General features: G+C 40.9%; 17 protein-coding genes and 1 riboswitch. Of the genes, 16 read left to right on the top strand and 1 reads right to left on the bottom strand.

Annotated features, from left to right (window positions below; all coding sequences use genetic code 11):
* Positions 1-17 precede the first annotated feature (17 nt).
* The 9 genes from J7I93_RS08155 (at position 18) to J7I93_RS08115 (ending at position 10,994) form a co-directional block, all read left to right on the top strand.
* Positions 18-965 (top strand): SDR family NAD(P)-dependent oxidoreductase, encoded by a 948-nt coding sequence (locus J7I93_RS08155; protein ID WP_214725073.1) that lies wholly within the window; start codon positions 18-20, stop codon positions 963-965.
* Positions 949-1,905, top strand: coding sequence for a lysylphosphatidylglycerol synthase transmembrane domain-containing protein (locus tag J7I93_RS08150; RefSeq protein WP_214725071.1), 957 nt, complete (start codon positions 949-951; stop codon positions 1,903-1,905). Before J7I93_RS08155 ends, J7I93_RS08150 begins: the two co-directional genes overlap by 17 nt.
* On the top strand, positions 1,889-3,352 hold the full coding sequence (locus tag J7I93_RS08145) for an alkaline phosphatase family protein (protein WP_214725069.1): 1,464 nt from the start codon (positions 1,889-1,891) through the stop codon (positions 3,350-3,352). Before J7I93_RS08150 ends, J7I93_RS08145 begins: the two co-directional genes overlap by 17 nt.
* Positions 3,349-4,143 carry a glycosyltransferase family 2 protein gene (locus J7I93_RS08140; RefSeq protein WP_214725067.1) on the top strand — a complete coding sequence of 265 codons (795 nt, stop codon included), beginning with the start codon at positions 3,349-3,351 and terminating at the stop codon, positions 4,141-4,143. Before J7I93_RS08145 ends, J7I93_RS08140 begins: the two co-directional genes overlap by 4 nt.
* A 53-nt stretch (positions 4,144-4,196) precedes the next feature.
* A complete protein-coding gene (locus J7I93_RS08135) occupies positions 4,197-4,943 on the top strand; it encodes a hypothetical protein (protein ID WP_214725065.1) in 747 nt (248 codons plus the stop codon).
* 26 nt (positions 4,944-4,969) lie between these two features.
* Entirely contained in the window at positions 4,970-5,914 is a 945-nt protein-coding gene (locus tag J7I93_RS08130; protein ID WP_214725064.1) for an FTR1 family iron permease, read from the top strand.
* Positions 5,915-6,032: 118 nt separating this feature from the next.
* Positions 6,033-7,505 (top strand): glycosyltransferase family 39 protein, encoded by a 1,473-nt coding sequence (locus J7I93_RS08125; RefSeq protein ID WP_214725063.1) that lies wholly within the window; start codon positions 6,033-6,035, stop codon positions 7,503-7,505.
* On the top strand, positions 7,498-9,285 hold the full coding sequence (uvrC, locus tag J7I93_RS08120; protein WP_214725061.1) for an excinuclease ABC subunit UvrC: 1,788 nt from the start codon (positions 7,498-7,500) through the stop codon (positions 9,283-9,285). The genes J7I93_RS08125 and uvrC overlap by 8 nt, the downstream gene beginning before the upstream one ends.
* A 139-nt stretch (positions 9,286-9,424) precedes the next feature.
* Positions 9,425-9,604, top strand: a riboswitch (Lysine riboswitch).
* A 160-nt stretch (positions 9,605-9,764) separates the two neighbouring features.
* On the top strand, positions 9,765-10,994 hold the full coding sequence (locus J7I93_RS08115; RefSeq protein ID WP_214725060.1) for an aspartate kinase: 1,230 nt from the start codon (positions 9,765-9,767) through the stop codon (positions 10,992-10,994).
* Positions 10,995-11,319: 325 nt separating this feature from the next.
* On the opposite strand, the gene J7I93_RS08110 is transcribed toward J7I93_RS08115, so the two are convergent.
* Entirely contained in the window at positions 11,320-11,772 is a 453-nt protein-coding gene (locus J7I93_RS08110) for a YslB family protein (RefSeq protein ID WP_214725058.1), read from the bottom strand.
* 350 nt (positions 11,773-12,122) lie between these two features.
* Here J7I93_RS08110 and J7I93_RS08105 point away from each other — a divergent pair, with 350 nt between their 5' ends.
* The 7 genes from J7I93_RS08105 to racE all read left to right on the top strand — a co-directional run bounded on the left by J7I93_RS08105 (position 12,123) and on the right by racE (position 18,266).
* Entirely contained in the window at positions 12,123-12,731 is a 609-nt protein-coding gene (locus J7I93_RS08105) for a succinate dehydrogenase cytochrome b558 subunit (protein WP_214725056.1), read from the top strand.
* A 226-nt stretch (positions 12,732-12,957) separates the two neighbouring features.
* Positions 12,958-14,718 carry a succinate dehydrogenase flavoprotein subunit gene (sdhA, locus tag J7I93_RS08100; RefSeq protein ID WP_214725054.1) on the top strand — a complete coding sequence of 587 codons (1,761 nt, stop codon included), beginning with the start codon at positions 12,958-12,960 and terminating at the stop codon, positions 14,716-14,718.
* Between the two features lie 3 nt (positions 14,719-14,721).
* Complete coding sequence (sdhB, locus tag J7I93_RS08095) at positions 14,722-15,489, top strand: succinate dehydrogenase iron-sulfur subunit (protein WP_214725052.1); 768 nt, start codon at positions 14,722-14,724, stop codon at positions 15,487-15,489.
* A gap of 404 nt (positions 15,490-15,893) precedes the next feature.
* Entirely contained in the window at positions 15,894-16,358 is a 465-nt protein-coding gene (locus tag J7I93_RS08090) for an acyl-CoA thioesterase (RefSeq protein WP_214725050.1), read from the top strand.
* 146 nt (positions 16,359-16,504) lie between these two features.
* Positions 16,505-16,729, top strand: a complete 225-nt coding sequence (locus tag J7I93_RS08085; protein WP_009333184.1) for a helix-turn-helix domain-containing protein — start codon at positions 16,505-16,507, stop codon at positions 16,727-16,729.
* 273 nt (positions 16,730-17,002) lie between these two features.
* Positions 17,003-17,461 (top strand): MarR family winged helix-turn-helix transcriptional regulator, encoded by a 459-nt coding sequence (locus J7I93_RS08080; protein ID WP_214725048.1) that lies wholly within the window; start codon positions 17,003-17,005, stop codon positions 17,459-17,461.
* Positions 17,462-17,471: 10 nt separating this feature from the next.
* A complete protein-coding gene (gene racE, locus J7I93_RS08075; protein ID WP_214725046.1) occupies positions 17,472-18,266 on the top strand; it encodes a glutamate racemase in 795 nt (264 codons plus the stop codon).
* Positions 18,267-18,384 lie beyond the last annotated feature (118 nt).

Below are 18,384 nucleotides of genomic sequence, written 5' to 3'. Positions count from 1 at the left end.
TGTAAGGAGATGTCAGCATGAAAGTTTTGATAACAGGGGGCGCAGGGTTTATCGGAAGCCATTTAGCCCGGTTTTTAATAGAAAAAAATGATGAGGTATACATAATAGACTCACTTCATTCCTACTATTCCCAAGAAAGAAAAAGAGAGCATATTAAAGAGATAAAGAATGCAGGTTTTTTTTATTTTTATGAGATGGATTTGCTTGATAGGGAAAAAACAATTAGCACTATAAAAGAAATTGCACCTGATACAATCATACACCTTGCTGCATTGCCAGGTGTATCCTACTCTATCGCACAGCCGAACGAATATGTTGATTACGACATAAAAGCAACAATCAATGTTCTGGAAGCTGCAGGACAAGCAGGTGTGAAAAAGGTAATATTTGCATCCTCGTCTTCAGTCTACGGGAATTCCGAAGGACCCTGTAAAGAAGAAATGGCAGCAGGGAAGGTAATTTCACCTTATGCAGCATCCAAGTATGCAGCAGAATCTTTTTGCCACGTGTATGAGCATCTTTACGGATATAAAATGATTATCTTAAGGTTTTTCACGGTATACGGACCATGGGGACGTCCGGATATGGCGATCACAGGATTTATAAAAAAACTGCTGAATGCTGAAGCGGTGACGGTTTTTGGCGAGGGTTCAGCAAGGGATTATACTTATATCGATGACATTGTTAATGGAATCAATCTATCGATCGAAAAGCTTCAAAGCAGCGAAATAATTAATTTGGGTTCCGGCAATCCGATCTCAATGGAAGAGCTGCTTGCAGAATTAAAAGGGCATTTTTCTGATATGAAGGTGAAAAGGGAAGGAAGCAGAAAAGGAGATGTGGATAAAACCTGGGCAGATATCGGGAAAGCAGAGCAGCTGCTCGGCTACAAACCAGAAGTGTCTTTTAGCGATGGAATAAGCGAGACTGTAAAATGGGCAAAGAAAAATGAAAGCATTCTTTAAATCCAAAATTAAATATGTGATCAGCTTAGTTATTATTTTCTCTTTCATCATTTTAAGTTATTTATATTTTGACGGAAATAAAATACTGAGTAGTCTCAAAACTGCCTTCTCCCATCCATTTGCTTTATTAATTATTATGGGGATTTACTTGCTTTCTTTTATATTGAAAGCACTGGCATGGAAATGGTACCTTAAAGGAATTCCGCGCTTTTCAACCTGTCTTATTGGCGTGCTTTATAGCCTGTTTATCAATCATATCCTGCCTGTAAAAGCAGGGGATCTTGTCAGAATGGGCGTTATGAGAAACAGAGAAAAGGAGATTTCAGCATTGGTATCCGCGCATTCCGTTATTGTGCTCCGTGCCCTTGATTTTGCCAGCCTAATCATCATGGCCAGCGCTGGAATCTTTGTTTTTCAAATAATGGCTCATTTCTCTTTCGTTCTGGTGCTAACTGCCTTTGCAGGAGGTATTATCTTGCTTGTTCTTCTCAAAAAAACTCTCCCGAAGGAGCTTTCAGAACAATATCAAGTATTGAAAGAGGCAATGCTGGGCAAGAACGGTATTCTCATTTTTCTCATTACATTCGCCAGCTGGATTCTGGAGGCGACGGTTGTGTTCGTAACGATCATCCTCATAGCCAACCCAATTACTCCTTTGGAAGCTATTTGGGTAAACAGTATGACCGTGGCAGGACAGATTTTTCAAATAACGCCTGGAGGGTTAGCCAATTATGAAGCAGTTATGGCGTTTGCACTTAATGCCATTGGCATGGATCTGGAAACCGGGTACACCATCGCCATTCTAACACACGGAATAAAATTTTTATTCTCTTATTTGGCTGGAGCTAGTGTTTTCATTTTTTATCCTATTAAACTTAATACAATCATCCAATGGGTGAAAAAGAAAGGAGAGGTGAACAAGAATGAAGAGCGCATCTAAATTTGAGAAATTTGCAGCCAGATGCTGGAACTTATTGAATGAAGGGAAACCTTTTACACCTATTTTTGTGTTTGGGACTATGCTGCTGTTTCACTTCTTGGAATTTGCGAGTGGGGAAAACATCATCTACTGGCTAATAGGTTTATTGGTAGCGGCACCCTTGCTCGTTATCTATTTTATTTATGATTTCCCTCTATTTTTACGCAATTATTTATGGATTCCTTTTGTCGTTTTCTTGATTGTTTGGAATGCGGCCTCGATCACGCTACTGTTTTTTGCGGCAGGTTTATATTTTTTTTTCACAGTGTTCTTCTGGGGAACATTATATTATCACCTAAGAATAGGAACTACATGGCTTAATTTTACACGCTTTTGGAAGCTGGTCCTTAAAAATAGTGACTCGACAAGCGGGAATGCCCAGGAGCAGCTGCCGAAATTCCTGCTGGTTGTTTCAATATGGGAGATGTCATACCAAAATTTAAAAGCCGCAATTGAAATTCCTTTTACAGGCTTGGCACTATACTATTTATTCATTTTAATCTTTGCCTTTATACTGCATAAAAATCTTTTTGATTGGCAGCCGAAAATGTATGGACAATATACAAAGGAGCTTTATAAACAGCCTAGCAGTGCTGTGTCAGATAAAGTAGTTGTTATTGTGATTGATGGAATGAGAAAAGAAAGGTTCTATGAAGCCGAAACACCTTTCCTTGATTATTTGAAGGAAACAGGAACCGAATATATGAATATGGAGACAGTTTACCCTGCGCGGACGGTGGTTTGTTTCTCCAGCATGTTTACCGGTACATACCCGTTTGAGCACGGCATTAAATCCAATATGGTATGGAAGCTGGGCATAAACACAGAAAGTATTTTTGATTCTTTGCGTAAAGTAGGAAAAAAAGGAAGGCTTTTGGGTATTGCCCATCTTGTAGACTCAATGGGAAGCGATGTAGAGACTGTTACAGCTGTTATGCATAATGACAAAGCGGACCTCAATATCATGGCAAGGGCAAAGAAAATTATGAAAGAACAGGACCCGGATTTATTCATCGTTCAAATGATTGCAACAGACCAGACAGGGCACAGCAGAGGGGTATTATACGATGAATACCTGCAGAAAATAAAAGAAGCGGACACTTTGGTCAAAGATTTTGTTGAAGAGCTTGAGCGTGATGGGAAAATGGAAAACACAACCTTAATGATATGCGCGGACCATGGACAGGCTGATGGCATCGGAGGGCATGGCCATTTAGATGAAGGAGAGCGTTTTGTTCCGTTTATCGTACACGGCCCAAATATTCATAAAGGAAAAAAAATAGAAGAAAAGCACAGCCTTGTATCAATGGCTCCGACTATTGCTTATCTATTGGGAGCGCCATTCCCTGAGCAATGCAGGGGAAAAATTTTGGAAGAGGCAATCCGGAAGGGAAGCGACAGGACATGAAAAAACAGACAGTGATCGTCTTTCTGCCGGCATTTAATGAAGAGGAATCAATTGGGGATGTTATACGCGGTATCCCCCGTGATTTTCATCCGCTGGCAGAAGTAAAAGTACTTGTAATCGATGATGGTTCAAAGGATCGAACGGTTGAGATATCACGAAAAGCAGGAGCAGATTATATAGTCAGCTTTAAATCCAATAAAGGGCTAGGAGCTGCAGTAAGGGCAGGTTTGCAGGAATGTTATTCAAGGGGAGCAGACATTGGTGTCATGATTGATGCTGACGGCGAATATCCTGCCAGTCAGATTCCGGATTTATTGTCACCCATTTTTAGAGGCGAAGCTGATTACACAATGGGTTCACGTTTTATGGGAACGATTAAAGGAATGAAGCTACATCGACGCCTCGGTAATTATTGTTTTACATTGGTTCAATCGGTAATCCTAAGAAAGTGGATTGTTGACGGGCAATCTGGCATGAGGGCTTTTTCTAGGCAGGCTTTGCAGCACGCAGAAATTATCCATGATTACAATTATGCGCAGGTACTATCTCTCAATCTGATCCGGAAAGGCTTCAGAGTGAAGGAAGTTCCCATTCAATATCGGGTCCGTTCTACCGGAGAATCATTCATCACATTCAAAGGGTATTTAAGCTCTGTTATCCCGGCCATTTGGAAAGAAATCAGAAGGCCTGTACGAAAAGTGGATATTGATTTTACGGCCCATATACTTGAGTCAAACAGTCAAATAAAAATAGCAAAAAGTAATGGCAAAAGTGTGACAATTGCAAATTGACATTGACAATTAGACTGATAATTATTATCATTATCAATGTAGGAGGAAGCTAGATGAAAAAACTCTTTTCTTTTTGTTTGATATTGATATTCGTTCTCAATAATAGTTTTTCGCTAACCGCCCACGCATATTCATATGGAGATCCAGGAGAAGAACAATTCGCTGAAGCATATAAAGAACTGGAAGCTTATGTTGAAAATGACGATTGGGACAATGCACGCAAAATCTATGATACCTACCAGAAGGATTTTGACCTTTATTTTACAAAGGTAAAACCCGACATGGAAAAGGCATTGGAAACGAAAGACAAAGACTTGCTCCTAAGAAGCTATCAGGCTGCTATGGAACTGAATGTGGAACGCCGCCTTCACTTTGCCCAGGAACAATTTGATGATTATGGGCAGGCAAAGTTATTGCTAGCAAAGGCAAGAGGCACTTTTACAGTTTTGGAGCCTGAAGTAATTAAGAAAGCAGATCAAGAAACAGTTGATAATATATATAAAGCGTTTGATGATGCACTAACCGCACTTGGAAATCCGGGGTTATTCGGTATTGGAAGCAAAAACAGCGATAAAGAACTATTTGACGAAAAAGTGGATTACATAATAGAGGTTCTTCATCCTTTGTTCCCGATTGTTTCTGAAGAACAAAAAGATAAAAGCCACTTAACCGAAGAAAATCTGGGGATTTTTTCAGGAGATGATGAAGGAAATTCAACATTATGGCTCATCTTTTCAGCCGTTTTGATTGTTGCCTTTATTCTCATCATTGTTACTCAAAAGCTTCGCAAGAAAAAATAAAGCATCATTTGAGGGGGATTCTCAAAATGGACTTTCAAGCTTTTCTCATCACTCTGCGGGAAGCACTTGAAGCAACGTTAATTGTAGGTTTGATTCTTTCCTATTTGACAAGGCTGAATGCTGATAAATACAAGAAATGGGTATATGTCGGCGTCCTGCTTGCATTGGTAACGAGTTTTCTCGTAGCATTGCTGTTCCAGGTTATTTTCACCGGCTTTGCCAGCTTTGGATCAGAGGTTTACCTAAAGGTCGGAATCATGTTTGCATCAGTCTTCCTTCTGACCCATATGGTTGTCTGGATGGCTAAACAATCCAAAGATATTAACGGCGACATGCAAAAGAAAATAAATGCTGCTTTAACTGCGGGAAGCATAGGCGCTATGATCCTTCACTCCTATCTGATTGTAGTTCGTGAAGGTGTGGAGACTGTATTCTTCTTTGCTGCGATCAGCGGTGGGGATGTGACAAAAGTATTTCAAAGCTTTGGAGCATTAAGCGGTTTGCTTCTTGCTTTAATGATTGGCTATTTGTTCTTCTCAGGTACAATGAAAATATCATTAAAAGCTTTCTTCCGTGTAACGGGCGTACTCATCATGTTCATTGCTGCAGGCCTTCTTGTACAAGGTATCGGAGTTTTGCAGGATTTAGGAAAGATGGGTTCCCTGTATACGAATGCGGAAGGTAAGCCACAGGAACTGTATAATATTGTTCAAGTCATGCCTGAGCACTACCAGGATGAATTGCATTACAAACGGGATACAGGAAACGAAACATTAATCAGCGGTCAGGTTGGCCTATTCATGGCAGCGATGTTCGGCTACAGCCATAATCCATCTCTTGAGCAGGTCGCAGGCTACTGGCTGTACTTTGGATTTGTAGCCCTTTGGATGTGGCTCATTCATAAAGGAATTTGGGAAAGAGTCCTGGCAAGAATAAAGAATAGCTTCAGTATTTCTGGCAAAACAGCTTAGGTTGAAAAAGTAAGATTTTAAGTTCAAAATATATTTTAGAATCCCTCAAAAAGGCTCGCGGCAGGCGGGTCTTTTTTCAGCTTATTTTTTCATTTAGCAGATGATAAGGATGTTTGAAATGAAAAGATTTTATCTTGTATGGGTTATGATTTTCTATCTTGGCACTCTATACGGCTATCGGTTCTGCCATGCTGTTTCTTTTGCTGCGGGCTGGGATCAGGTGGATTTTTCCCTTGCTATTAGTGAATATGATCTTATAAAAATGCAGCCCCATTTTCCTGGATATCCCTTTTTTATCCTTGGTGGAATGCTGTTTTTTACTTTTATAAAAAATCCGCCAGAGGCACTTTCCATTTTGAATATGACTATGATGCTGTTAACCACGATTCCGTTATTTTTTCTCGCAAGACACTACTTAAGTGTGAATAAAGCTGCCCTTACGGTCATGATTCTGCAATCTGTCAGCTATATTGCTGTTATGACAGGCCAGCCTATGTCGGAAGGAGCAGCCTTGGCGATCATTCCATGGTATTTATGGAGTCTGAGCGCAGCTATGAAAAAAGATAAAGTGGCAATAGGATTTATACCGGCTATTTTACTTGGACTTCTTCTTGGGGTAAGGCTATCTTATGTAGTGTTTGCTGCAGGCCTTATCTTTCAGTGGCTTGCCCTTTTTAAAAAACAAGGAAGAAAAGCAGTACCTAAGATATTAGTGTATTGCTTTATCGCTCTTATGGCCCAGCTTGTGTGGGTTTCAGCACTGGCGTTTAGTACTGGCGGATTTGCTTATCTTTTTCAGCTCGCTTTCGGCTTTACAGAAGGACATTTTTCAGACTGGGGAGGAACTGCCGCTGTACAAGCTGATCCCTTTTGGGAAACGCTATTCCTATTAATAGGCAGGAATTTGCTTTGGGTGGGTTTAGGCTCCGGAAACGTAATCGTCTTTATAATCAGTATGGTTCTTGCAGTTATCGCTGTTTTTAAGTTTAAAAATGCACGGGATTTAAAAAGGAATCCTCAATTAATACTTATGGTTTTATTGGGAGCTTTCTATTTTCTTTGGGCATTATTTGCTCAAAATATTGACAAACCAAGACATATACTTCCGCTTTTGATGCTGCTTGTTTTTTTTATTGCTGTTATTTCTCTTAGAAATTCTGGGAAATTAGTCAACGTTTTGATTGGATTGTTTATACTTGCCCAAACACTCACAGGGCTCTATTATGTAAGGAAGCAGGCTGAAGAGATACCAGCAATGTATCAGCTTGCAAGTTACCTGGAACAGAAGGAAGAAAAGTTTATTGTCTATACGTGGGAGGAAACAAGAGTATTTCAATACCTTGAGATGCCATTTTCACATAAACGAATTTATACATATCCTTTATTTTTACAGGATATTAAAAATAGAGAAGGTGCCAGCATATATGTGACCGGCAAAGCAGTTGATGGGTTCAAACAACAGGGAGCAAAAGTGGAAGAGGAATTTGTAAAAGTCAGCGAGTTTCATTCAGAACCGATATTTGATCCAGTATATCATCATATCGTGTTATATAAGTGGAATAAGGACCCGGGAGGTGAATTGGATGAATGATAATATTAGAAATAAATTGATGCTGCTTCCAGCACAGCCAGGCTGTTATTTAATGAAGGACAGGCAGGGTACTATCATTTATGTAGGAAAGGCGAAAATCCTGAAAAATCGCGTCAGATCCTATTTTACCGGTTCCCATGATGGAAAAACATTAAGGCTTGTCAATGAAATCGAGGATTTTGAATACATTGTCACTTCCTCAGATATGGAAGCATTGATTCTTGAGATGAACTTGATCAAGAAGTATGACCCAAAATACAATGTGATGTTAAAGGATGATAAGAGCTATCCTTTTATTAAGCTGACAGCTGAACGGCATCCGCGCCTGATTACAACCCGAAAGGTTAAAAAGGATAAGGGAAAGTATTTCGGACCTTATCCAAATGTGCAGGCTGCCAATGAAACGAAAAAGCTTCTGGACAGAATTTATCCGCTGCGCAAATGCTCAACCCTTCCTGATCGGGTATGCCTATACTACCATTTGGGCCAATGCCTTGCTCCTTGTGTGAAAGATGTAAGCGAAGAAGAATATAAACGCATGACAGATGAAATTGCAAGGTTCTTAAATGGGGGATACAAAGATATTAAGAAGGATTTAATGGAGAAAATGGCAGCAGCCGCAGAGGAACTTGATTTTGAGAGAGCTAAAGAGCTCCGGGATAAAATTGCCCATATCGATGCAACCATGGAAAAGCAAAAAATGACGATGACAGATTTTACAGATCGTGATGTATTCGGCTATGCGGTTGATAAAGGCTGGATGTGCGTGCAGGTTTTCTTCATTAGGCAGGGCAAACTCATTGAGAGGGATGTATCCATGTTCCCGATTCATAATGAACCTGAGGAAGAAATTTTAACATTCCTTGGCCAATTTTATTCAAAAGCCAACCATTTTAAACCGCGCGAAATATTGGCTCCCGACTCTGTTGATACTGAAATGGCAGAACAGCTTCTTGGTGTGAAAGTGTTAAAGCCACAGCGCGGCCAAAAGAAGGATCTCGTTAAGCTCGCCTATAAAAATGCGAAGATCGCTCTGCAGGAGAAGTTCTCTTTAATTGAACGGGATGAGGAACGTACGATAAAGGCAGTAGAAAATCTTGGGCAGCAGCTTGGCATCTACACTCCCCACCGAATTGAAGCATTTGATAATTCAAATATACAGGGAACAGACCCTGTTTCTGCCATGATTGTCTTTATTGATGGAAAGCCGGAGAAAAGGGAATACCGGAAATTTAAAATTAAATCTGTCAAAGGCCCTGATGACTATGAATCCATGAGGGAAGTGGTTCGCCGCAGATATACCAGGGTATTGAAAGAAGAGCTCCCTCTTCCTGATTTGATATTGATTGATGGAGGCAAAGGCCATGTGGAAGCTGTAAGAGATGTGCTTGAAAATGAGCTGGGTCTTGATATCCCTATTTCCGGGCTGGTTAAGGATGAAAAGCACAGGACATCCCAGCTCCTTTATGGCAGTCCGCTTGAGATTATTCCGCTTTCCAGAAACAGCCAGGAATTTTATTTGCTGCAGAGAATTCAGGACGAGGTTCACCGCTTTGCAATCACTTTTCACCGTCAGCTCCGTGGAAAAAGTGCTTTTCAGTCAATCCTTGACGAGATTCCGGGCATTGGCGAGAAGCGGAAAAAGCAATTGTTAAAGGCTTTTGGCTCCGTTAAGAAAATGAAAGAGGCATCCCTTGAAGACTTCAGGGAAATAGGCATACCTGCAAATGTAGCAGAAGAACTAAAGCAGCGCCTTGAGGAAAAGAACGGAAAAGCGTAACCATAAGCGATTAAATGGAGATAGACAGCCATTTTTTGATATGTTATAATAATTGAAACTTTATATCAATATCACTTTATAGCGATAAAGTATGTGTTCGAAAAGAAAGCTTTTCTAAATTTTTCGAACAGCATCGTTAAGTGAAGGTAGAGGTGCGAACTTCATCAGTAAGAGCTTGGAGAAGAATGAGCTTCCGTGAAAAGCTTTGAAAGGGAATGTTTGCCGAAGTGAAGAAAATCTCATCAATTTCTTTGCTGGTTCTGCATTAAATAAATGCAGAATTGTCAGGGCTATGCCGTCCTGGAGAGCTATCTCACTGTGTTTGCTTCTTTTTTACATTTGGCTGCACAGCAATGGGATAGTATATCTCATTGCTTTTTTTAATGTCCAAAAAACGGAAGTAAACTGGTAAAGGGTAATTTACATAGGGACGGCAAACAATACAATACAACAAGATTGTTTAGAAAGAAGGGGAAGTTGTGGGAATCATTGTGCAAAAATTCGGAGGCACCTCGGTTGGTACCGTTGACCGAATTCAAAATGTGGCCAATCGGGTGATTGAGGAAAAGAAAAGAGGAAATGATGTCGTCGTGGTGGTTTCAGCCATGGGGAAAACGACAGATCAGCTAGTCGGTATGGCAAAGGAGATCTCTCCTGCTCCAAATAAACGGGAAATGGACATGCTGCTAACAACCGGTGAACAGGTGACCATTTCTTTGCTTTCCATGGCTTTAGGTGCGAAAGGGCACCCTGCCGTCTCATTTACAGGCTGGCAGGCCGGGATTAAGACTGAACCAGTCCACGGGAATGCAAGGATATTGGACATTGATACAAATAAAATCCAAAAGGAACTGCAGCAAGGCAATATTGTCATTGTTGCCGGATTCCAGGGGATGACAGAGGATGGTTCAATCACTACATTGGGCCGCGGAGGATCGGATACTACCGCTGTTGCATTAGCGGCTGCACTAAAAGCTGATAAATGTGATATTTACACCGATGTAACCGGGGTATTTACAACCGATCCGCGGTATATAAAAAATGCAAGAAAGCTTTATTCCGTTTCCTATGATGAAATGCTTGAGCTTGCGAATTTAGGGGCAGGCGTTCTCCATCCAAGAGCAGTAGAATTTGCCAAAAACTATGGACTTCCGCTTGAAGTGCGTTCAAGTATTGAAAAGGAATCCGGAACAATTATTGAGGAGGAAGTAAAAATGGAACAAAACTTGGTCGTGCGCGGTGTGGCATTTGAAGATGATATTACAAGGGTGACAATACTCGGCCTTCCTAATTCACTTACTGGCTTATCAACCATATTCTCAGCACTTGCTAAAAATCACATTAATGTGGACATCATTATTCAAAGCATGACAGAGGCCAAAACCACCAACCTGTCATTCTCGATCAAAAATGAAGATCTGACTGATACTGTAAAGGTATTGGAAAAGAATAGGGCTAGTTTAAATTACGAACGCATTGAATGGGAGTCAGGACTGGCGAAAGTCTCGATTGTAGGATCAGGTATGATTTCCAATCCAGGGGTGGCAGCAGAAATGTTTGAAGTGCTTTCAGATAATGAAATACAGGTGAAAATGGTCAGCACATCGGAAATAAAGGTTTCTGCTGTGGTGAAAAACGAAAAAATGCTTGAAGCAGTTGATGCGTTGCATGAAGCCTTCCAGCTGTCAGGTTCTGCGGTAAAAGCCTAATTTTAGACACGAGGTAAATAAATTTGCTGTGTTATAGGATCATTGTTGATTTGGCTGTGGATTGAAGCGGAATGTGCGAGATCCTCGAAAATGCTTCGCATTTCCTTCTTAGGTGTAAAATTGGGAAGTTCATTCAAAAGTCCTGCGGGAAAAGCGAGTCAAAGGGAGACCCCACAGGTGCAGGTGCCGAGAAGCCCCGGGACTGCCCCGGTTGGCTGAGCACCTGAAGCAAAACCAACAAGCTAATTTAACAGAGCCAAAAACATAAACAAAAAGCTTTCAAAAGGAAATTTTTTGAAAGCTTTTTGCCCAAACTTAAATGAAATCACACGGAAGCATCTTTTTTATCCCATTTTACTGTGATTTGGATTTTTCCGGTTTTTTTGCGTGGATGTTCAAAGGCTTCGCAAATGACATCCTTCTGAAATTCTATTTGCTGGGCTATAAACCCAGCTTCAAGCTGAAAGGTGCAGTCATCATTCTTTTTGCATCGGTCGGTGATCAGGGGGCTGGATAATTCCATTTCAACTTCGTGCTTTGTTTCGTTTTTTATGGAAAGGTTTCCCCAGCCGGCGCTATGGAAAAACTCGGCAAGATGTTCGGCTGAACCAAGAGGATATTTGCGTGCAAGCCTTTTGCCGGCCCAATATAAAATTTCCGGTGCTTCATTGCCTAATAGGTCACGAAGCAGCACTTCCCGGATTAGTTCATATCCAAATACCGGGACTGACTGTATATGATCTTCGTTAGTGGATTTCGCAGATGCTAATTCGCTCAATAGTCTCCCCTCTTTCTATTATTCTATTATATACAATATGCAGAGGGTTTTAATATCCATTCAAGAAAAAATAGCACGATTTGCACAGAAAATATTACTATTTTAGTATATGCGAGGCTTAGAGTTTCAGCCAAGCTGAAAGCATGTTGGTGACTGGTTTTAAAGCTATTAATATTTTTTAAAAATTTTTTTAATATGGAACATTTTATGTATCCGTTTTCTTGACGCTCTATTATCTTGGGAGTAAAATGGACATGTCACATAATTGTAAGAAAATGAATAACATTTTCGAGATGATGTCCTGAGCGGGGGCTCAGCATCATTTTTTACAAATCAGGGGGGGAAAGTTTATGGCAGGTAATCGAGAGTTTTTTAATCGCAGATTGCATTCATTACTTGGGGTTATACCAGTTGGGCTGTTTTTGGTTCAGCACCTTGTAGTGAACCATTTTGCAACAGGGGGAGAGGAATCTTTTAATAATGCTGCGCATTTTATGGAAAGTCTTCCATTCAGGATTTTCCTTGAAACGTTTGTTATTTATTTACCTTTGTTGTTCCATGCAATTTATGGTCTTTATATTGCTTTTACTGCGAAAAATAATACGAGCAGATTTGGATTCTTCCGCAACTGGATGTTTATGCTCCAGCGTGTAACGGGTGTTATTACTTTGGTGTTTGTTGCATGGCATGTTTGGGAAACTCGTGTGCAGGCCGCTTTTGGAGCAGATGTTAACTTTCAAATGATGGAGAACATCTTATCAAATCCATTTATGTTCTGGTTCTATATTATTGGCGTTATTTCTGCGATTTTCCACTTCGCTAATGGCCTTTGGTCATTCCTTGTAAGCTGGGGAATTACAGTATCACCTCGTTCTCAGGTTATTTCAACTTATGTAACAATCGGTATTTTTATCGCACTTTCTATTGTGGGCGTACGTGCGCTTACAGCATTCATTTAATAGACATTAAAACACTATCAGACTATGTTCGGATATTAAAAATAAGAAATATAAGCTTTGAAGCTAGGCAGCTGTCTAGCTCCACAAGGCAAGCTTCGCTAGCATAAATTGCCCTCGGCTAAAAGCGGCAGCTTTTAGGATAGAAGCCATCGGCTTAAGGGAATTATCGCCGATAAGCGGGCGCCTTGCGCTTTTCTTAGTATTAGGATTAAGGGAGTGAGTCACGATGGGTAAAGGAAAGGTAATAGTTGTCGGCGGCGGATTAGCCGGTTTAATGGCGACAATTAAAGTTGCAGAATCAGGGACTCCGGTTGAATTATTTTCGTTAGTGCCGGTTAAACGTTCTCACTCTGTTTGTGCCCAGGGCGGTATTAACGGAGCAGTAAATACAAAAGGAGAAGGAGATTCTCCTTATATTCATTTTGACGATACAATCTATGGCGGTGACTTTTTGGCAAACCAGCCGCCTGTTAAAGCAATGGCAGAAGCTGCACCAGGAATCATTCATTTATTTGACCGAATGGGTGTTATGTTTAACCGTACACCTGAAGGATTACTTGACTTCCGACGCTTTGGTGGAACACAGCATCACCGTACAGCATTCGCTGGTGCTACAACTGGCCAGCAGCTGCTTTATGCGATGGACGAGCAGGTTCGCCGCCATGAAGTTGCCGGTTTGGTAACAAAGTATGAAGGATGGGAATTCTTAGGGGTAGTGATCGATGATGATGGAGCTTGTAAAGGTGTCGTTGCCCAGAACCTGACTTCAATGGAAATTAAATCCTTCGCTGCAGATGCAGTTATTATGGCTTCGGGCGGACCGGGGATTATTTTCGGTAAATCAACTAACTCTGTCATTAACACTGGCTCAGCTGCTTCGATCGTTTATCAGCAAGGTGTCTATTATGCAAATGGAGAATTTATACAAATTCATCCAACTGCCATTCCGGGAGATGATAAGCTCCGCCTTATGAGTGAATCAGCCCGCGGTGAAGGTGGACGAGTTTGGACATATAAAGATGGTAAACCTTGGTACTTCCTTGAGGAGAAATATCCTGCCTATGGAAACCTGGTGCCACGTGATATTGCTACACGTGAAATCTTTGACGTGTGCGTTAACCAAAAGCTTGGTATTAATGGAGAAAACATGGTTTACCTGGATCTTTCCCATAAGGACCCTAAGGAACTTGATATTAAGCTTGGCGGAATCATTGAAATTTATGAGAAATTCCAGGGTGAAGACCCTCGTAAGGTTCCAATGAAAATCTTCCCTGCAGTCCATTATTCCATGGGCGGTCTATGGGTTGATTATGACCAAATGACAAACATTCCTGGCTTGTTCGCTGCAGGTGAGTGTGATTATTCACAGCACGGTGCAAACCGTTTAGGTGCCAACTCTCTTCTTTCAGCCATTTATGGCGGTATGGTTGCCGGCCCTAATGCAGTAAAATACATCAGCGGTTTGGATAAGAGTGCTGAAGATCTTCCTTCATCATTATTTGACCGTTATGTTAAACAGGAAGAAGAAAAGTGGAACAATATTATGTCTCTTGATGGCACAGAGAATGCCTATGTCCTTCATAAAGAGCTTGGCGAATGGATGACTGATAATGTAACAGTTGTTCGCCATAATGACAGACTTCTAAAGACCGATGAAAAAATTGTTGAGCTTATGGAGCGATATAAGAACATCAACATTAACGATACGGCGAAGTGGAGCAACCAGGGAGCAAGCTTTACCCGCCAATTGCAGAATATGCTTCAATTGGCACGCGTTATTACAATCGGTGCATATAACCGTAATGAAAGCCGCGGTGCCCACTATAAGCCTGATTTCCCTGAACGTAATGATGAGGAATTCCTTAAAACAACAATGGCGAAGTTTGTAGATGCAAATTCCGCTCCTGAATTCCATTATGCAGATGTAGACGTAAGTTTAATTAAACCGCGTAAGCGTGATTATTCTAAAAAGAAAGGGGAGAACTAAACCATGCAAGAAACTAAAGCTAAAACTGTCCGTTTTATAATAAGCCGCCAGGATACTCCTGATTCAGCCCCTTATCAGGAAGAGTTTGAGCTTGGCTACCGTCCAAATATGAACGTTATATCTGCCCTTATGGAAATCCGCCGTAACCCGGTTAATGTAAAAGGTGAAATGACTACACCGATTTCCTGGGATATGAACTGTCTTGAAGAGGTTTGCGGAGCTTGTTCCATGGTGATTAATGGCAAGCCGCGCCAGTCATGTACTGCACTTGTAGACCAGCTTGAACAGCCAATCCGACTTGAGCCGATGCGCACTTTCCCTGTAGTCCGTGACTTGCAGGTAGACAGAAGCCGTATGTTCGATTCTTTGAAAAAAGTTAAGGCATGGATTCCGATTGACGGAACTTACGATTTGGGACCAGGACCACGTATGCCTGAAAGAAAACGACAATGGGCATATGAGCTGTCAAAATGCATGACTTGTGGAGTATGCCTTGAAGCTTGTCCGAATGTAAATAGCAAATCCGATTTCATTGGACCAGCACCTTTATCACAAGTTCGTTTATTCAATGCTCATCCAACTGGAGAAATGAATAAAGCGGAACGTCTGGAGCAAATCATGGGTGATGGCGGACTTGCCAATTGCGGTAACTCCCAAAACTGTGTACAGTCCTGCCCGAAAGGCATTCCTTTAACAACTTCCATTGCGGCACTTAACCGTGATACAACATTCCAGTCTTTCAAAAATTTCTTTGGAAGTGACCAGATTTAACATTACAGAAAACCCCTTTCCATTTTGGAGAGGGGTTTTTTAAGCTGTATTTTTATCATTTGTTTCTTTGGGTTGCTAACTAAATTTAATCACTGAGATGATTGGAGTGGAAGTGCGAGATTCTCGAAAATGCTATCGCACTTTCTTCATGCGGTATTCATTCGAGGATGCTTATTCAATGTCCTGCGGGAGCAGCATACCAAGGGAGACCCCGCAGACGCAGAGCGTCGAGGAGCGTCGGTAGCCCCGTTGTTTCGCTGAGTTGCAACGGAAATCAACGTGCTGAATTAATTTAGAGTCATTACCTTTTAAATCGGCGCTGAAGGGTTTTCAAATAATTCGAAAAACACTATAATAAAATAAAACAGAGTGAATGCTCATTCATAAAATCGGGAGGAAACACCATGGGAAAATTAAACTATATAGACGATTTTAAAACATGGGAAGAAGAATTCATCTTTTTTCATCCCGTTAAGGTGCGCTTTTCTGAAACAGATATGTTTGGACATTTGAACAATACTGTTCCTTTCACATATTATGAAGAAGCGAGGATTGAATTCTTTAAAAGCAAAGGATTTATGCAGGATTGGGTAAAACCAGATAACGAAACAATCCCGGTTGTTGCGGACCTTCAATGCGATTTTTTAAGTCAGGTATTCTTTGATGAAGAGATCAAAATATATGTCAAGGCTGCTGCCATCGGAAATTCTTCTGTCGATCTGCACTATATGGGCAAGAAACCAGATGGATCAATTTGTTTTGCTGGCAGAGGGACGATGGTGCAGATATCCAAGAAGAACGGCAAAGGTGTCCCGTGGACTGAAGAGATGAAAGAATTGCTGAAGAGCGGAGTGAAAGTACGAGCCTAGCGGCTCAAAGACATATTTTTAAAAATAACTTTCTCCTTTATGTAAATATAGTCACTTCAGCACTTTTGCTGACATATGATATGGTGACTAAATATATACCCATCCCGCGGTTCATAGCTGGCGAAAGGCAAGGAGGGTTACAATACTTGAAGGAGAATGAATATACTCACAAGCCGTTACTCACCAAACGAGAAAGAGAAGTATTCGAATTGTTAGTACAAGACAAAACAACAAGGGAAATCGCTGGTGAATTGTTTATAAGCGAAAAAACGGTTCGGAACCACATTTCCAATGCCATGCAAAAGCTTGGTGTAAAGGGGCGTTCACAAGCTGTTGTAGAGCTCCTTCGAATGGGAGAGCTAGAACTTTAATCTAGACCGGCTATCCTTCTGGGATGCCGGTTAACACATTTATATGGGTTTTTTTAAGGCAGGGATTTATTTCTGTCTTGAAATTTGTGCCGAAAAAGGTGAAAATAAATGCACAAGGGCAAAAAATTAACCTTTATTTAAAGAGTATATAGTATCTTAATTTCGATAATGTTTAGTTCTGGGCACCATCGATCAGTTTGAGTCCTTTAGCCAATAGGCGGGTGCCTGGCGCTTTTCTTTAAATCGTAAAAGCTGAAATGGGAGTGTTTATGAATGAAGCTTGAAGATCCTAAAACAAACGAAATACATGATGTTGTGGCTGACATAGAAAAAGACCTAAGATACATATCCGGTATAATCAAGCAAAAAGGACGGGAAATCTTAAGTGATTTTACAATCACACCGCCGCAATTCGTAGCATTGCAATGGCTTTTTGAAGAAGGCGATATGACTATAGGCGAGCTCTCAAATAAAATGTATCTTGCCTGCAGCACGACAACAGACCTGGTTGACCGCATGGAAAAGAACAATCTGGTAAAAAGGGTCAAAGATCCAAACGATCGGAGAGTAGTCCGCATCCAACTGTTGGAAGAAGGCGAACGGATTATTGAAGAGGTTATTAAGAAGAGGCAGGAATACTTGAAAGAAGTTCTAAAGGACTTCACAAACGAAGAGGTATTGTTCCTTAAAGATAACTTAATGAAGTTACATCAAGATATGCGCATAGAATGAGGCGGTACGTTTGAAAGAACCTATAGGAATTATTGACTCCGGAGTTGGAGGCTTAACTGTCGCGAAAGAAATTATGCGGCAGCTGCCAAATGAAGACATTGTTTACCTCGGTGACACGGCCCGCTGTCCCTACGGCCCTCGCAGTGGAGATGAGGTTAAAGCTTTTACATGGCAAATGACTCAGTATTTATTAGGAAAAAATATTAAGATGCTTGTAATCGCATGTAATACAGCTACAGCAGTAGCGCTCGAAGAAATTCGCCGGGAACTGTCCATCCCTGTTATTGGTGTTATTTTTCCTGGTGCAAGATCAGCCATTAAAGTAACGCAAAACAATACAATCGGTGTTATCGGAACGGAAGGTACGGTCAAGAGCAGAGCCTATGAAAAAGCCTTGATTCAAATTAACAGTAAATCGATCGTTCACAGTCTCGCATGTCCAAAGTTTGTTCCGCTTGTTGAAAGCGGGGAATATGAAGGGCCTGTTGCTAAAAAAATAGTGGCTGAAACACTGCACCCCTTAAAAGGCAGAGGAATGGATACACTTATTCTTGGATGTACACATTACCCTCTTTTAGAGCCGATTATTAAAAATGTTATGGGAAAAGACGTAAAGGTAATTAGTTCTGGTGAAGAAACCGCAAGGGAAGCAAGTACCATTCTCCATCATCACGGATTACTGAAGGAGAACCTTGAAGAACCCGAATATAAATTTTTTACAACAGGATCCACTGCAATTTTTTCAAAAATTGCATCCAAATGGCTTAAAATACCTGTGAATAAAGCAGAAAAAATGACGCTTTAACTTTTAAAGTCCTGCAAACACCTTCTAATCGTATTATTACAGAAGGTGTTTTTCGATTTTCTTTAAGGTTACAATGAAAAGAAAGCTTTGGTATCATGAAATGTGAAATACAAAAAAC

The sequence above is a fragment of the Bacillus sp. ISL-47 genome, assembly GCF_018613175.1.
Lineage (GTDB): Bacteria > Bacillota > Bacilli > Bacillales > Cytobacillaceae > Cytobacillus.
Note: the sequence above shows the minus strand (reverse complement) of the source record. Positions and strands in the feature narration are given on the sequence as shown.

Coding starts and splice junctions, on each gene's coding strand:
- J7I93_RS08155 (WP_214725073.1), top strand. CDS start 18: ATGAAAGTTTTGATAACAGGGGGCGCAGGGTTTATCGGAAGCCATTTA.
- J7I93_RS08130 (WP_214725064.1), top strand. CDS start 4,970: ATGGACTTTCAAGCTTTTCTCATCACTCTGCGGGAAGCACTTGAAGCA.
- J7I93_RS08105 (WP_214725056.1), top strand. CDS start 12,123: ATGGCAGGTAATCGAGAGTTTTTTAATCGCAGATTGCATTCATTACTT.
- J7I93_RS08140 (WP_214725067.1), top strand. CDS start 3,349: ATGAAAAAACAGACAGTGATCGTCTTTCTGCCGGCATTTAATGAAGAG.
- sdhA (WP_214725054.1), top strand. CDS start 12,958: ATGGGTAAAGGAAAGGTAATAGTTGTCGGCGGCGGATTAGCCGGTTTA.
- J7I93_RS08150 (WP_214725071.1), top strand. CDS start 949: ATGAAAGCATTCTTTAAATCCAAAATTAAATATGTGATCAGCTTAGTT.
- sdhB (WP_214725052.1), top strand. CDS start 14,722: ATGCAAGAAACTAAAGCTAAAACTGTCCGTTTTATAATAAGCCGCCAG.
- J7I93_RS08080 (WP_214725048.1), top strand. CDS start 17,003: ATGAAGCTTGAAGATCCTAAAACAAACGAAATACATGATGTTGTGGCT.
- J7I93_RS08145 (WP_214725069.1), top strand. CDS start 1,889: ATGAAGAGCGCATCTAAATTTGAGAAATTTGCAGCCAGATGCTGGAAC.
- J7I93_RS08125 (WP_214725063.1), top strand. CDS start 6,033: ATGAAAAGATTTTATCTTGTATGGGTTATGATTTTCTATCTTGGCACT.
- uvrC (WP_214725061.1), top strand. CDS start 7,498: ATGAATGATAATATTAGAAATAAATTGATGCTGCTTCCAGCACAGCCA.
- J7I93_RS08090 (WP_214725050.1), top strand. CDS start 15,894: ATGGGAAAATTAAACTATATAGACGATTTTAAAACATGGGAAGAAGAA.
- J7I93_RS08135 (WP_214725065.1), top strand. CDS start 4,197: ATGAAAAAACTCTTTTCTTTTTGTTTGATATTGATATTCGTTCTCAAT.